Origin of the sequence: Adlercreutzia equolifaciens DSM 19450 (genome assembly GCF_000478885.1) — a bacterium.
GTDB classification, from domain to species: domain Bacteria; phylum Actinomycetota; class Coriobacteriia; order Coriobacteriales; family Eggerthellaceae; genus Adlercreutzia; species Adlercreutzia equolifaciens.
In genome coordinates this window covers 1,187,351-1,201,974 of sequence record NC_022567.1, presented here as the reverse complement: position 1 = coordinate 1,201,974, position 14,624 = coordinate 1,187,351, and the positions used below count along the sequence as shown (strand labels likewise).

The window sequence follows — 14,624 nt, the reverse complement described above, 5'->3', positions numbered from 1 at the left end:
GTCATGCGATCCGGTGCTCCCTCCCCATGCGCCGGACGAACCCAATACCATAGGAGGAGCAACCCATGTACGAAATTCCCCAACTTTCCCGTCGCTCGTTCATCCGCAGCACGACCATCGCCGGCATCGGCGTGGCCGTGCTCGGCCTGGCCGGCTGCGCGCCGAAAAAGCCAGCCGCCTCGGAAGGTGCGGCCCGCGCCTACACGGCGGGCACCTACACCGCGAGCAGCCAGGGCAAGTTCGGTCCCGTCACCATTCAGGCGACGTTCTCCAACGAGGCCATCGAGAACATCGAGGTGACCGACCACGAGGAGACCGCCTTCATATCCGACCGCGCGCTCACCGAGCTGCCCGAGGCCATTGTCGAGAACCAGTCTCTGGCCGTGGACACGATCACCGGCGCCACCCTCTCGTCCATGGCCGTCCTGGCCGCTACCGAAGACTGCGTGCGCCAGGCCGGCGGCAATCCCTCCGACCTGAAGGAGGCGCCGCAGAAGACCGCCTCCACGGGCACCGAGTCCCTTGAGGCCGACCTGCTGGTGGTAGGCGCCGGCGGCTCGGGCATGGCCTGCGCCATCGCTGCGGCCAAGCTCGGAATGGAGCGCATCGTGGTGCTGGAGAAGAGTTGCTCCATCGGCGGCAACGCCCTTGTCTCCGGCGGCTACCTCGAGTACGTCGAGGCCGACGACAGCCTGCGCGAGGAGATGACCGACAGCCAGCGCGCCCAGCTGGAGGCCGACCTGGCCGCCGCCGAGGGCGTCGTGCCGGCCGAGGCCCTCGAACTCATCCGCGGCCAGTGGGCCAACTGGCAGGCGGCGGGCAACACCAAGTGCTTCGACAGCATCGAGCTGCAGGCGCTCCAGTACACCATCGCCGGCGAGGGCGACTACGAGGGCAACGTGCTGTTCTGCCAGAACATCGCCGCCTTGGACGCCTGGCTTGTGGAAGACGGCTTCGCGTTCAAGGAGCTCGTCGGCATCGTCGGCTATCCGTGGCCTCGCTGGTCCTCGCCCGCCGAGGGCCGCTGCGGCCAGGGCTACTTCCAGCATTATCAAGGACTTGTGGAGGACCAGGCGCTACCTGTTGAGATTCTGCTGAACACCCCGGCCACCGAGCTCATCTGCGAGGGAGACCGCGTCGTGGGAGCCAAGGCCCAGGCCGAGGACGGCACCACCTACGAGGTGCGCGCCGCAAAGGGCGTCGTGCTGGCCACAGGCGGCTTCTCCGGCAGCCCCGAGATGCTTCGCCAGTACAACACCATGTGGCCCTTCGAGGAGGGCGTCGACATCCCGACCACCAACACCTACGGCCACACCGGCGACGGCATCAACATGGCCCTGGCCCTGGGCGCCGGCGTGGCGCTCATGGACGACCAGATGCCCTTCCCCATGGCCGACTGCAAGAACTCCAGCGACGAGACGACGGTGGGCGACGACATCGACTGCATGATGATCAACAGCGAGGGCGTCCGCTTCATGGACGAGGTGCGCGACCGCTACTCCATGACCGCCGACATCATGGAACAGCCGGGGCAAATGATGTACATGATCACCGATGCCGACACCTGCCGCGTCGAAGGCGACCTGAACCGCTACGGCCACAAGCTGGAGAGCCTCATCAATCAGGGTCAGCTGTATGTCGCCGACACCATTGAGGAGCTCGCCGCACAGATCGGCTGCGAGGGCTCCGTCCTGGCGAAGACCGTGGAGGACTACAACGAGGCAGCCCGCAGCGGCGTGGACGCTGCGTTCGGCCGCACGAGCTTCAGCGACCTCAGCCCCATCGAGAACCCGCCCTTCTACGCCTCGCCGCGCACCTGGGCCATGCACATCACCGTGGGCGGCTTGCTCTACGACGACTCCTTCCACGTCACGACGGAAGAGGGCGAGCCCATCGAGGGGCTCTACGCCGTCGGTGAGACCATCGTGGGCAGCAGCGGTGTGGGCACCCAGGGCGAGGGTCTGGCCGTGGCGCAGATTCTTGCGGAAGTATAGAAAAGTCCTCCGTTGACGGCGAGTCGGCGCTACACTGTTCTCACGCGAAAACGCGCACGCGACGACAAGGAGTCTTCTATGACCAAGTTCACCAATGTCATCGTCCGCAAGCCGGGCAAATCTCTGTGCAACGGCATCACGAGCGCCCCCGAGTTGGGACAACCCATCTACGAGCGCGCCGTGGAGGAGCACGACGACTACATCGCCGCCCTGAAGCAGTGCGGTGTGGAAGTGACCGAGCTGCCGGCGCTGGAGGAGTACCCGGACTCGTGCTTTGTGGAGGATCCCGCGGTCATCACCCGCATGGGCGCCATCATCACCAACCCCGGCGCCGATTCCCGCAACGGCGAGAAGGACGAGATCGAGCCGACCATCCGCCAGTTCTTCGATGACGAGCACGTCAAGCACATCGTCGCCCCGGGCACGCTCGACGGCGGCGACGTCATGATGGTGGGCGATCACTTCTTCGTGGGACGCTCCGCCCGCACCAACGAGGAGGGCATCCGCCAGTTCATCGAGATCCTCGAAGGTTGGGGGCTCGAAGGGTCCGAGGTGCCGCTGGAGGAAGTGCTGCACCTGAAGACCGGCGTGAACTACCTGGAGGACGGCAACATGCTCGTCTCCGGCGAGTTCATCGAAAAGCCCGACTTCGCCGAGTACAACAAGGTCATCGTTCCCGAGGACGAGGCCTACGGCGCCAACTGCATCTGGGTGAACGGCACCGTCATCGTGCCCGAGGGCTACCCCACCGTGCTGAAAGCGGTACAGGACCTCGGCTACCAGACGCTTGTGGTGGACACCTCCGAGTACCGCAAGGTGGACGGCGGCCTGTCCTGCCTGTCGCTGCGCTTCTAGGCCCAAGCCATAGAAAATGGCGCTCAGGAGCAGAGGGCCAGCACGCCCTCTGCTCCAATTTGCACGAAAAAGGATCCCCTCGCTGCGCGAGGGATCCTTCAGGGAGGGCTATCGAGGGGTCGGGATCGCTCACGCACTCCATGCTTCAGTGTCGGCTGCTTGCTCTCCAGCGATCCTTCCAAAAGCAAGGCCGCCGACGATAGAGGTGCCGGATCCAGGGTAATAGGGCCCATACCAACCACCGGAGTTCATCCCACCGGCAAAGAGTCGCGGTATCACGTCCCCGTTGTTATCCACGACCTGCGCTTGCTCATTTATCCTCAAGCCGCCCAGCGAGCCGAGATTGTTTAAGACGTTCTTCCTCGCATAGTAAGGCGGCTTATCCAACGCGATAAGCTGGTTGATTCGGGCGAAGCACTCGTCTGAACCCGCCTGAGCGCTCTCGTTCCATCGCTCTACCGTTCTCTTCAGAGACGCCGGATCGACATCAATCTGCCGAGCAATCTCGTCGAGAGTCTCCCCTTTCACAAGAGAACCCTCCGATACGGCGGTATCGGGGCTTTCCGCCCAGGGACCGACTCCAAGCTCGACCATATGCTGGTCCATGATCATGTAAGTAGGTTTGCCGATCTGCATCTCCTGTTGGAAAATCGCTCTCAGCATGTAAGAGCAGGTGGCATCCTCGGCAACAAATCTGACACCGTTCCCATTTACATAGATGCATGGAATAATGGGGATGCTGTCATAGGTGCCGGCAAACGTCTGGTAGTCGAAATCGATCGTACCTCCGACGGATGCGAGGGCCGCATTTATCTCCTGGCCCATGCGAATACCGTCACCTACGGAAAACGGGGTGACCGACGAGATCTGCGTCGTCAAATCCCAAAGCTGCTGGGGATTGTAGGCCTTCGCCATTTCCATATTGTGATCCATGCCCCCGAGCGCTAGCACCACGCCTCTCTCGGCCTTGATATTGCGCGTTGCACCGTCCTGCTCAACCTGAACGCCTAAAACTCCTCTCTCCGTGTCATATATCAGTTTTTTCGCAGAGCAATCAAAATTGAACTCGACGCCCTGATCTCTCGCATTCGTGAACATCAGATCCACCAGGTACGCCCCTCCCCCCATGCCATCGGGCGCATCGGGCTTGTGGATACGAGGAACGAGCGATTCGGCGGCCTCGTAGGGAATCTGATAGCCTCCGCATACTGTCGACCATTCCATTCCCAGGCCCTCAAGCCAGGAGATAATCTCGGGAGCTCGTTCGCATAGGGTTCTTACCAGGTACTCTTCCGCTACCCCCTCTGCCGCCTTTAGATAGTAATCGACATGCTTGTCCGGGCTGTCGTCCTGGCAATCAGTGAACCGCTTTTGCGCATCAGTTCCCGCCGCCTGTATCACGCCGTCGGAAAACGCCGTAGTTCCTCCATGCTTAGAATCAGCTTCGAAGACGGCAACCTTCGCGCCCCTCGATGCCGCAGCGCATGCTGCAGACAAACCCGTACCGCCAGCGCCCAGCACTACCACCTCGGCCTCGTCGTCCCAGGCGACCTCCCCCGAGGAGGCCAACGGCCTGGGCTCGCTTTCCCGGAAGGGGGGCGCATCCCGCGAGCGCGCCGCCCGCCACCGCCGCTGCCGCCGCCCCGGCGCCCATCAGAAACGACCGCCTCGATTGCATCCGCTCCATACCCGCTCCTTTCTCGCGCGCCGCAGTCTACGCAGGGCGCCCGAGATAGGTCAAACGACCATCCAGAACAAATGAATGATATATTTCCATAGATGCTTTCCTATACGGAATACGCGCTGATAGACCTCCCCTTCCCGCTTCCGTTCCTCGGAACCAGATGATGCCAGAGCTCCATCCATGCTTGCTTGGCAGCACCTTTCTGCGCTATACTGCGGAAAAGATCAGGAAGGGAATCGTGAGGCTGCATGGAAACCGAGCACATGCGAGAGCTGACGACTATCGCTCAGCATGCGAGCTTCTCGCGCGCCGCAAGTAAACTGGGCCTCACCCAATCTGCCTTGAGCAAGCACGTCGCCGCCATAGAAAGACAGCTCGGAGTCGAGCTTTTCGTCCGCAGCAATAAAGAGACGACACTGACGCCCTATGGCTCCATTTTCCTTGAGGACATCCAAAAAGTGCTCATTGATTACGAGAACGCGTGCCAGAGAATCCGTGACCTCCGGGCGCAGAAGCTGCTCGCGATTCGTGCCAATACGTTTGTGGGGTATCGGCCCGGCGACGACCTATTGAGGAGCGCCGCAAAACAGATGAAGGCCGGGTTTCCACTTTTCACGCTCGAGGTGCTCGACACCACCGTCTCCTCGCCCCTTGACGATGTGCGCAAGGAGGTGAGCGACCTGGCCCTCGTCCATCTTTCCTCGACCGCAGATCTTACCGACCTTATGTCGGAAGTTCTCTTCCACGAGCCTCTTGTCGCCATCGTGGAAAAGAGCAACCCCCTCTCGCGCAAAAAAACTCTTGCTCCCGACGACCTAGCGCATGAGACGATTTTCACCATCGACGCACCAGCCGTAGCGGAGTACAGCAGATACGTCTCCGAACTTTTGAACTCGCGGGGAGTGGAGTTGACTTGGCGAAATCTCCCCTGGAAAGATGCTCAAAGCCTCTACGATTTCGGATTCGCAAGCGGTGTGCTTATCCAGTCGGCGAGCATCGCAAAAAACTCGACGCCCCTTCCCGTCTTGGAGGAGTACCGAGCCGTCCCCTTCTCCGACAGCGCCTTCGCAGTACCTCTCTCGGCGGTCTATCGCAAGCACGATGACAATCCGGCAACTCCTCTGTTCTTGGAAGCGCTGAGAGGGGTCGTTGGCAAAATGCATATTGCAAACTACTGGGAATGAGCGATCGCACGACCTTACTCTCCCGATCGGAAAGGGTCCCCGTCGATCAAGATGCCAAAACATCATCTTGCTATTCCACATAGTCGTTTGACCTATCTCGGGCGCCCTGCGTAGACTGCGGTGTACTGGCCGCGCGCAGGGAGCGCGGCGCGCGAGAAAGGAGCAGGTATGGAGCGGATGCAATCGAGGCGGTCGTTTCTGATGGGCGCCGGGGCGGCGGCAGCGGCGGTGGCGGGCGGCGCGCTCGCGGGATGCGCCCCCTCCCGGGAAAGCGAGCCCAGGCCGTTGGCCTCCTCGGGGGAGGTCGCCTGGGACGACGAGGCCGAGGTGGTCATCGTGGGGGCGGGAACAAGTCTGCCGGCGGCTATGGCCGCAGCCAAAGAAGGTCATCGAGTCGTCGTCATGGAGAAAGACAGCCATTACGGGGGAACCATGTTTCTGTCCGACGGTGGCTGGTGGATACCGAACAACCCCCTCCAAAGCACCGAAGACCGAGCGCTGGACGCGCCTGACGATGTCTTGGAATACATGAGAAGCTCCGATCTCTACGGAGTTATGGATGAAGGGATATGCAGGGACTTTCTCGAGAATACGCCGTCGGTTGTAGACTATTTGCTAAACCGTCTCGAAATCCCGCTCATCGCAAATCCCCTGCATCTCTGCGATTACAACGATTGGGAACATTGGGGCTATCGAGTTCTATCCATTGAGGACTGGCAATCCATGGTCCCTCTCATCGATTCGCTGGACATCGATTTTCGGTTTGGCACCGAAGCGATAAAGCTCGTGACAAACAACGCGGGTGAAGTCACAGACGTTGTCGGCATATCCAGCGGAAAGCAAGTGGCCGTTAAGGCGACGTGCGGAGTCCTTCTCGCTGCCGGCGGCTTCGATCACAACGAGGAAATGCGAAGGGCCTATTTGCGCGGGCCGTTGGTGAACTCGGTGGCCATCCAAACCAATACGGGAGACGGGCACCGAATGGGCGTCGCCGTTGGAGGACGCCTTATGAACATGGCCTCCGCCTTCACCAATAGCGCGTTCTGCAGCCGAGGCGGAGAAGAACTGGGCAACATCTCGACTATGGATCGCAATTACGACCGAGCGCGTCCACATTCGATCATCGTCAACTCAAATGGCCGACGCTTCATGAACGAGGGCGGAAGCTACGACAATGTGGGAACGGCACTTTTCAACATGGAGATAGCCAAAAGAGGGTCTCTCGTTTCACCTGCCACCTTTATCTGCGACAGCCAATTCATCGAAACGTACGGCTATCCGTGCGGTGGCGGAGAGCAGAAGCCCGATCTTCTCACCGAGTACGAATCCCTTGAAGCACTTGCCGAAGGAGAAGGCATCGACAAAGACCGCTTCCTTGAAGAGGTAGAGCGCTTTAATAGCTTCTGCGAAACAGGTACTGATCGGGATTTTCATCGAGGCGAGAGCAATTTTGAGCTCTTTCCCGTCGGAGTCGCCTCCCTCTACATCGTTCAGCAGGACGGAGTCCCCAACCAATACTTGGGCACCCTCAGCAAACCTCCCTTCTATGCGGCTAAGTACGGCGCTGGCTCGTGGAGCACGGCGGGAGGCTTGATGGTCGATGAGCACGCGCGGGTACTGGGCGAAGAGGGGCCCATTGTCGGCCTCTACGCCAGCGGATGCAACGCCGCATCCTTCGTTTCAGGATACCCCGGTCCGGGCATAGCCGTATTCTCGGGCGTCTATCGCGCTTTGAGGGCGGTCAACCACGCGCTTGATCTGGGCATCGTATAGACCTGAGACAAACCTTGAGGGCTTAAAAACGGGCACATCGGAAGACAGCGTCGTTCTTTCATGCGCTGCGATCAACGCCCAGCCAGGCGCCCTGCCCCGAGAGGCTCGCAGGCTCACTCCACCGTACCATAGACCTGGCCCCAGGCGTGGCCGGCGATAGCGCTGTTGAGCTGGGTACACAGACGCTGGCGCGTGTAGTCGCCGGGCGGGAGCAGCGTGACGATGCGCAACAGCTCCTCGGGCAGATCGGCTGCCTCGGCGGCCACCACCACATCGAGCCGCCGCACCTTGGCGCCGATGGCCTCGGCGATAGTGGGATCCAAATCGCCGTATTGCGCGAACAGGGAGTCCACGATATCTTGGAGCGCCCCGTAGTACTCGCTGCGCTCTCGGTTGGTTCCGGTATGCTCACGGCTCATGACGTCGCCTCCTTCTGCTTGGCGATTATAAGGGCTTCCAGGACGGGAAGGTCGGTTTTCTCGAAATGGTACGGAACGATCTGCGGATCGCACGGGTTGTCGGCGCTGGAGTGCTCGATGCGCAGGAAGTGGGCCTCCACCGACTCGTAGCCCGCGCGCATGAGCGCATAGGCGTAGCAGCTCGCCTGGAGGCGGTGCTTTCCGTCGAGCTGCTCGGGCGCCTCGTCGTTACGGCCGCCGGTCTTGTAGTCGATGAGGAAGGCGGCTCCGTCCCCGTTGTCGGCGAGGCCGTCGATCTCGCCTTCAAGGAAGAAGTTCCCTATCGCCACGGTGAAGGGCACTTCGGCGCGTCGGTTCTCGAAAGCGGCAAAACGGGCGGCCTCGTCGCTGCCGAGCCAGCGAACGAGCGCCGCGCGCAAGCGCGCCTGCTGCTCCTCCGACAGGCCCTCCTTCTGAATCTGCGCCCGGATGGCTTCCTCGCTGGGAGCGAAGAGCGATCCCCGCTCGCTGCGCTCGATGGCCTGTTGGGCCAAACGATGAAACGCCGTGCCCAGGGCCGTGGCGGACTCCTGCGCCCCAAAGACGCACGCAGGGGAACCGTCAGATTCACGAGACTCTGAAGCATCGTCAGCGAACGAAGATTCGCTCTCATCGCTCTCATTCGAAGCCCCCGAACCGAGTGCGCTGCGGCCCTCATGCAACAGAACGACGCCCTCGTCAGCCTCAATAGCCGGCTCGTCGCTATGGGGATGCGCGCCCGAAAGCGACGTGTAGGAGTACAGCCCCTCCCGCGCGAAATTGTGCGGCGCGAGCGCCGGGTCTTCGCCATGCGCTCGCCGGACAACCGCGAAGACGGCAGGGGCATCCTCACTAAGGGGCGGAGCCGCGCCAAGCTCCTCGTCGAGCCGCTCCTCCCCTGTGGGCGCCGAGGCCGCAAGAGGCTCCCCGCCCGTCTCTTCCCCAACCTCGGCGAGAACCCGCTCGCTCGCCACCCGGGCAGGCGCACGGCCGCCGAAATCCATCATTGCGACGCTCGCGCCGTCGTCCATGGCCCAGCCAAGGGCGTTAAAGACGTCGCCGGTCACCCAGGTGCTCTCGTAACCGTCCTCTATCTTCGCGCTCACCCTCATAGCCAGAAGAAGAGATCGGCTCGCGCGCGTGAGGGCCACGTACATGAGGCGCCGCGCCTCCTCGCGCTCCTGGGCGGCGGAATACGCGGCCAGCGCCGCGCCGAATTGAGCTGCGGAAAGAGCTCCGAAGGCGCGCTCGGCCTCGGCGGGGCCGTCCAGGGAAACGTCAAGATCCTCTGCCTCCTGAGCCCGCGCCCATCCTTTCAATTTGGAGGCGGTCTTGTCCCAAGGACCATGGGGCATCCACGTTGCAGCCACGTAGGTCCCCTCGCCGATGTTCTCGACGAAGAACGAGGGGGCGCGACTTCCGGGATAGCCGTCCTTCAGTTCGGCCACGGCCACATGGGGAAACTCCAGCCCCTTGGAGGTATGAACCGTCATGATGCGCACGAAATCGGCATCGAGGCACGCCAGCGCGCCCGGCGCCTCCTTAGCCAGGGAAAGGTAGTCGGCGAATTGGCGGGCCACATCGGCGATACCGCAGCTCTCCCGCGCGAGCTCCCCAACGACCACACACGCTTTGTTGAAGTTGCCCGCGCGCGCCATGCCGTCGGCCCCCTCAAGCTGAAGCCGATCCGCCAGTCCGCTGTCCACGAAAAGGCGCCGCAGCGCCAACGCCGGCTCTTCGCGAACCGCGCGGCGCACGAAATCGCGCAGGCAGCGGCGCGCCAGCGCCAAAGCGGCGCGATCGTTCTCCCCGAGGGGAAACCCATCATCTTCCTCTCGTCCGAAGAAGCCGCGAGAGATAGGCTGACGGGGGCGAGCACGGCCATCATCACCTTCGCCTTCGCCGTCGCTTTCCGACGCCCAGGCGTCCGTTGTGGCGAGCGCGAGAAGAGCATCGTCGGAAAGCGCGAACAGATCGGAGGCGAGCGCCTGGTAAAGTGCCTCGGAGTCGTCGCGGTTCACTGCCACGCGCAGCAGCGTAGCCACAAGTTGGGCCTCTGCGCTCTGGCCGAACCCCGATCCGCCCGTCACGATGCTCTCGAAGCCCGCATCGCGCAGCGCCTCCTGATAGACGGAGGCGCGGGTCATCGCTCCCAGCAGCAGGGCCATCTCCCCGGGGCGCGCGCCGGCCTCCCTCAGCTGCGCGAAGCGCTCGGCCACCTCGCGGGCGCACCGGGCCGACAGCTCCTCGGAAGACACGGTGGCGCGACTGCCATCGTTCTGGAAGACGCTCACGGCGATACGTGCCGGGCCGTCCCCCTCGAACACCGGATCGGCGGCCGTGTTCACCGCGCCGGCGGCCTCCAGATGCAAGAACTCGTCGCCGAAGACCTGGGGCTGGCCGAAGACGGCATCCACCAACGACAAGACGTCGCCGTGGCTGCGGAAGTTGTGGGGCAGCTGGGGGAACTCCGCCTCGGGCGAGAGGGATCGCAGCCGGTCGCGGTACTCGAAGAACACGTTCACATCGGCGCCGCGGAACCGGTAGATGCTCTGCTGCGCGTCGCCCACCGTGCACACGTTGGCGAAGCCCGGCTGCGCCAGGGCGGCGATAACGGCGACCTGCAGCTTGTCGGTATCCTGGAACTCGTCGACCATGATGACCTTGAACCGCTCGCGGTAGCGCTCGGACAGCTCCGGGTGGGCGGAAAACGCGTCCAAGCACCGGCGCAGCAAATCGCCCTGATCGAGTCGGTCGTTCCCCTTCGCTCGGGCGTAGGCGTCCTCCAGAAGACGCGCGAGCGACACGGCGGCAACGCTCACCCGCGCCCCCAAGGCCGCTTGCGCCTCGGAGAACACGCTCGCGTAGGCACCTCGCCAGGCAGCGAAAGCATCGGCGTCCGGCTTTTTGGCGCGGTACTTGTCCGAAGAAGGGGGAAACGCCAGAAGCGCCTCGAGAAAAGGCCCCGCCTCGAACCGCGCATCCAAGAATCCCTCGCCCGTATCGGCAGCGAGCCACTGCTCGGCCCGGTCGATGCCGGTCTCTAGATCGGAGGCGAACGTCTCGTCGGTGGCATTCGTCTTTCCCCAGACCTTCACCACCTCCTGAATCTCCATGGCAGCCTCCAGAGCCTGTCGCACAAGGCGCGCAGGCGTGGCGGTCGGCTCGGACAGGCGCAGGCCCTCGAACCCCTCGGGCATCGCCCGCACCCGGGCCACCACCTCCTGGGAATACTCCAAGAGCCTCTTGTCGAAGGGCCCCTGCCCCCTCAGCCCGAACTCGTCGATAACCGCGCGAAGAAGCGGATCGGCCCCCGTTTCGAGATGGGCGAGCACCTGCTCGGTGGCTTCGGCCCGAAGGTAGCTCGCCTCCGCCTCGTCGATCACCTCGAACTTCGGATCGATGCCTACCTCGAAGGCGTTCTCGCGCAGGATGCGCGCGGCCATAGAGCCGATGGTGCACACCCAGGCGTCGTCCACCTTCAGCGACTCCTCCGCAAGCCCCTCCTCGCGCAGAAGAGCGCGGATGCGGTCGCGCAGCTCCGCGGCGGCCTTCACGGTGAAGGTGATGGCGAGCACCTCGTCGATGGATTGCAGACCGCCGGGCGCCTCCTCGCCGGCGAGCAGCCCGTAGGCGATGCGCCTCGTCAGGGTGAAGGTCTTTCCCGAGCCGGCGCCGGCGGCGACCATGAGGGGGCGGTCGAAGGTGGTGATGGTAAGGCGCTGGCCCTCTTTGCAGGTATCGAGATTCACGCGAGCCTCCCGGGGCAATCGTAGGCGGGACAGTATTCGCAAGCTTTCGGCGCGGACGGGCTCACGGGGATGGCCCCCTCGGAAAGCGCCGCCAACCGATCGGCCACCAAGGCCTCGATGGCATCCAGATAGGCGGAGAAGTTCATGGCCACCGCCGAGCTTCTGGAAGACAGGCCCGCAGGGTCGAAGGCCGCACCGTCGTAGGCCCCCGCCAACAGTTCCTTGGGACTCTGCGCCCGGTAGCCCAAGTACAGCGCCCCGGCGCAGGCGAGGCCGAGGTCGGTGCGCAAAAGTGCCTGGGCGTAGATGAGCCCCTGCACGTGATGCGGCACGGACGGCTCGTCGCCCTCCTTCAGGCCGGATGCGTAGTCCTTGGACGATCCCTTGTAGTCGATCACCACGAAACGTCCCCGCTCTGCGTCGGCATCGACGCGGTCGACGCGCCCCCGCAGCCGGACGCCGGCAAAGTCCACGCCATCGGCGACCTCGATGGGATGCTCGCAAAAGACCACTTCATAGCCCGGGGGCATCTGGGTCTGCAGGCGCAAGCTGTGAACCAGTTGGCGCTTGAGCTGCGTCACCCGCTGCCGCTCCTCGCGCGTCGTTGCCGCAAGGCGAGAGCCCCCTCGGCGCTCGGGCTGCTCGCGGACAAGCTCGTCCACGAGCGCCTCGAACCGGGGCACCATAGCCTCGATGTTCTCCGCGTCCACGCGTCGCACGCCCTCCTCGGCGAGCCTGTCGTAGAAGCGGGCAAAGGCCTCATGGGCGAAATTGCCCAGCTCCCGCGGCCCGAACCTCTCGTCGGGAGCCTCGGGCCGGATGCACGACTGCACGAACCACCGATAGGGGCAGTGGAGGTACTGCTCGATCGCCGAGGGAGAGAGCACGGGCAGACCCTCGGGCGTGCGCGGAAGGTAGCGAAGAAGCGGAAGCGACCGCAGGCTGCCTCGCGACGGGCGGAGAAGCTCCTCGCATCCCGTCACCGGGGCGAAGGCGGCGCCAAGCGCTTGCGGCAAGTCGCCTTCGCCGGCGCATCGGGCGCCGGCGGCCAAGGGCTCGGGGAGTCCGAAGCGCGCAGGGTCAGGGCGGCCCCAACGCAAGGCCAGCTCCTCATCGCCGGCCGCCAAGGCCCGGTCGGCACCGGCCCGGGCCTGGGCGCTCGCGAACTCTCCCAGCAGAAAGGAGGGGAACAGCTCGTTTTCCCGCTCGTCGCGCCGGCTCACGCCCAGGACAAATCGCCGGCGGGCGGCGCGCTGTGCCGCCGCGAACCGCGAGCGCTGGCGCCAGAGTGCCGAAGGCTCTCGGGGAAGTCCGAGCGTCTCGGCGAGGCCGTCCAAAGCCGATAGGCTCTCGGAGATGCCGAAGGTGCGCGCGCTGACGTCCGCCAGGATCACCACATCCCAGCTTTTCGGCACGAGCGAGTCCAGTACGGCCGCACCGGCGATTTCGCAGAGGGGGCCGTCCGTCCCGGAGGAGCCCTCGACGCGCAGCGTGGCATCGGCAAGCAGCGGCGTCAGCGCGCAGGTCGACACGCCCAGCCCCTCCGCCAGGGCAAGCAGACCGCAGAGCTTGTCGAAGGCGGCGCGCTCGACGGCACGCTCCAGCGCGTCCGACGAGGCGGCACCGACGGCGCTGGAAAGGTTGTCGAGAATACGAGGAGGAACGCTTTCGCCGCAAGCCACGGCGCGCACGGCGAGGGCCAGAGCGGAAAACGAGTCGCTCTCCCCCGCGAGGATCTCGGCGGCATCGGCGGCAGTCAGTAAGCGGTCTTTGCGCAGACGCCCGTTGAGATCCCGCGCCTTTCGCTCGGCGATGCCCGAAAAGGGGTTGTAGGCGAAATCAGTGGCCGCCTCGAGCCAGTGGGGGCTCCCCTCCTCCAGCCGCCGCGCGCATTCCCAAGCGCGCCCGAAGGCGGTGGCCCTCCAGGGCGCGGTGCCCCGAAGCGCCACCGTCCAACCGCTGGCGCACAAAGGCGCTCCCAACACGCCGAACAGCTCTGCAGGGTCGGCGGCCACCACCAGAACGCTTCTTGCGCCCGCACGACCGGCGCGCCCTATCTCGTCGAGCAGAAGCCCGGGCATCGCCGCCGCTCCTGCGGCGATCAGCACGCCCGGCTCCACGACTTCCGGAAGACAGGAAACCGCGGCAAGAGCCTCATCGCCTTCCGCGGAAGCGCCCAAAGCCGTCAGAAGGTGCCGAAGCCCCCCCGAGACGTCCAGGCAATCGCAAACAGTCACACCCATGGCGGGAAGCTGCCCATCCTCGACCATCGAGGCAAGGAGATCGGCCGCCTCATCCGCCTCGATCAGATTCCGCGCGGCCAGCTCATCGTAGTAGGAGCGCAAACACGCGACGAGCCCGCGCTGCAGAGAGGTCAACTCCGCAACGGGAACAGCTCCCTCGTCGGCGAGAGCGGCCGCGTGCTCGGCGGCAAAAGCCGCCAGCACCGATGGCGCCCCGGAGGCAGCGGCGGCATCGCAAGTCGAAGCCGCCCGGGCCGCAAGAAGGGAGCGCTCCTCAGCAGAAACGAGAACGCGCCCGTCGCCCCACAGCTCCCACAGCTCCTCCACCAATCCCGCGGCCGTAAGGCGACGCACGCCGAAAGCGGCACCGGGAGCCGTCGCGGTTGCAGCGGCCTTGGCGGCAGCATTGGCGCGCTCGATGGTGCGGTAGAGCTCTACGGGAACGGTTGTCGGCACGGCGGTCCTCCTCAAAAATCAGTTCCGACCATTCTAGCGCGACCGGGGCGCTTCGGTGTCCTCTTTATGTCCCTCCACAGCCAGAACGCCTCTTCCGTCGGCAGCTCCCGTGAGCATTTGGCAACGGATTGCCGCCCGTGCGGTGACCCGTCGCCGACCTGGCCTTGCATCGGCGCGGCCAGGCCTACCATAGCGAAAGAACGAGTCGGCACCGGGCGCTCCCCCGCCCAGGCCGGCCCGCTTTCC

9 protein-coding genes are annotated in these 14,624 nt (G+C 64.2%); 4 read left to right on the top strand and 5 right to left on the bottom strand.

Features of this window, described 5'->3' with window-relative positions; all coding sequences use genetic code 11:
- The first annotated feature begins 65 nt into the window (after positions 1-65).
- Positions 66-1,994 (top strand): FAD-binding protein, encoded by a 1,929-nt coding sequence (locus AEQU_RS04695; protein ID WP_022739781.1) that lies wholly within the window; start codon positions 66-68, stop codon positions 1,992-1,994.
- 78 nt (positions 1,995-2,072) lie between these two features.
- The gene (locus AEQU_RS04690) at positions 2,073-2,849 is read left to right on the top strand and encodes a dimethylarginine dimethylaminohydrolase family protein (protein WP_022739780.1); all 777 of its coding nucleotides are present in this window, start codon (positions 2,073-2,075) and stop codon (positions 2,847-2,849) included.
- 129 nt (positions 2,850-2,978) lie between these two features.
- Here AEQU_RS04690 and AEQU_RS04685 read toward each other — a convergent pair whose 3' ends face one another.
- Together AEQU_RS04685 and AEQU_RS13135 are read right to left on the bottom strand one after the other, a co-directional pair.
- Positions 2,979-4,376 (bottom strand): FAD-dependent oxidoreductase, encoded by a 1,398-nt coding sequence (locus tag AEQU_RS04685; RefSeq protein WP_158318396.1) that lies wholly within the window; start codon positions 4,374-4,376, stop codon positions 2,979-2,981.
- Positions 4,288-4,527: a hypothetical protein gene (locus AEQU_RS13135; protein ID WP_368853783.1), complete on the bottom strand. Its 240-nt coding sequence runs from the start codon at positions 4,525-4,527 to the stop codon at positions 4,288-4,290. Before AEQU_RS13135 ends, AEQU_RS04685 begins: the two co-directional genes overlap by 89 nt.
- Before the next feature lie 254 nt (positions 4,528-4,781).
- On the opposite strand from AEQU_RS13135, the gene AEQU_RS04680 reads away from it, so the two are divergent.
- Positions 4,782-5,717, top strand: a complete 936-nt coding sequence (locus AEQU_RS04680; protein ID WP_022739778.1) for a LysR family transcriptional regulator — start codon at positions 4,782-4,784, stop codon at positions 5,715-5,717.
- Between the two features lie 168 nt (positions 5,718-5,885).
- On the top strand, positions 5,886-7,490 hold the full coding sequence (locus AEQU_RS04675; protein WP_022739777.1) for an FAD-binding protein: 1,605 nt from the start codon (positions 5,886-5,888) through the stop codon (positions 7,488-7,490).
- A gap of 113 nt (positions 7,491-7,603) precedes the next feature.
- Here AEQU_RS04675 and AEQU_RS04670 read toward each other — a convergent pair whose 3' ends face one another.
- The 3 genes from AEQU_RS04670 to AEQU_RS04660 are packed head-to-tail and all read right to left on the bottom strand — an operon-like array spanning position 7,604 to position 14,378.
- Positions 7,604-7,909 (bottom strand): hypothetical protein, encoded by a 306-nt coding sequence (locus AEQU_RS04670; protein ID WP_022739776.1) that lies wholly within the window; start codon positions 7,907-7,909, stop codon positions 7,604-7,606.
- The gene (locus AEQU_RS04665; RefSeq protein ID WP_022739775.1) at positions 7,906-11,679 is read right to left on the bottom strand and encodes a UvrD-helicase domain-containing protein; all 3,774 of its coding nucleotides are present in this window, start codon (positions 11,677-11,679) and stop codon (positions 7,906-7,908) included. Before AEQU_RS04665 ends, AEQU_RS04670 begins: the two co-directional genes overlap by 4 nt.
- Positions 11,676-14,378 carry a PD-(D/E)XK nuclease family protein gene (locus tag AEQU_RS04660; protein ID WP_022739774.1) on the bottom strand — a complete coding sequence of 901 codons (2,703 nt, stop codon included), beginning with the start codon at positions 14,376-14,378 and terminating at the stop codon, positions 11,676-11,678. Before AEQU_RS04660 ends, AEQU_RS04665 begins: the two co-directional genes overlap by 4 nt.
- Between the last annotated feature and the right edge of the window lie 246 nt (positions 14,379-14,624).

Coding starts and splice junctions, on each gene's coding strand:
- AEQU_RS04675 (WP_022739777.1), top strand. CDS start 5,886: ATGGAGCGGATGCAATCGAGGCGGTCGTTTCTGATGGGCGCCGGGGCG.
- AEQU_RS13135 (WP_368853783.1), bottom strand. CDS start 4,527: ATGCAATCGAGGCGGTCGTTTCTGATGGGCGCCGGGGCGGCGGCAGCG.
- AEQU_RS04695 (WP_022739781.1), top strand. CDS start 66: ATGTACGAAATTCCCCAACTTTCCCGTCGCTCGTTCATCCGCAGCACG.
- AEQU_RS04690 (WP_022739780.1), top strand. CDS start 2,073: ATGACCAAGTTCACCAATGTCATCGTCCGCAAGCCGGGCAAATCTCTG.
- AEQU_RS04670 (WP_022739776.1), bottom strand. CDS start 7,909: ATGAGCCGTGAGCATACCGGAACCAACCGAGAGCGCAGCGAGTACTAC.
- AEQU_RS04680 (WP_022739778.1), top strand. CDS start 4,782: ATGGAAACCGAGCACATGCGAGAGCTGACGACTATCGCTCAGCATGCG.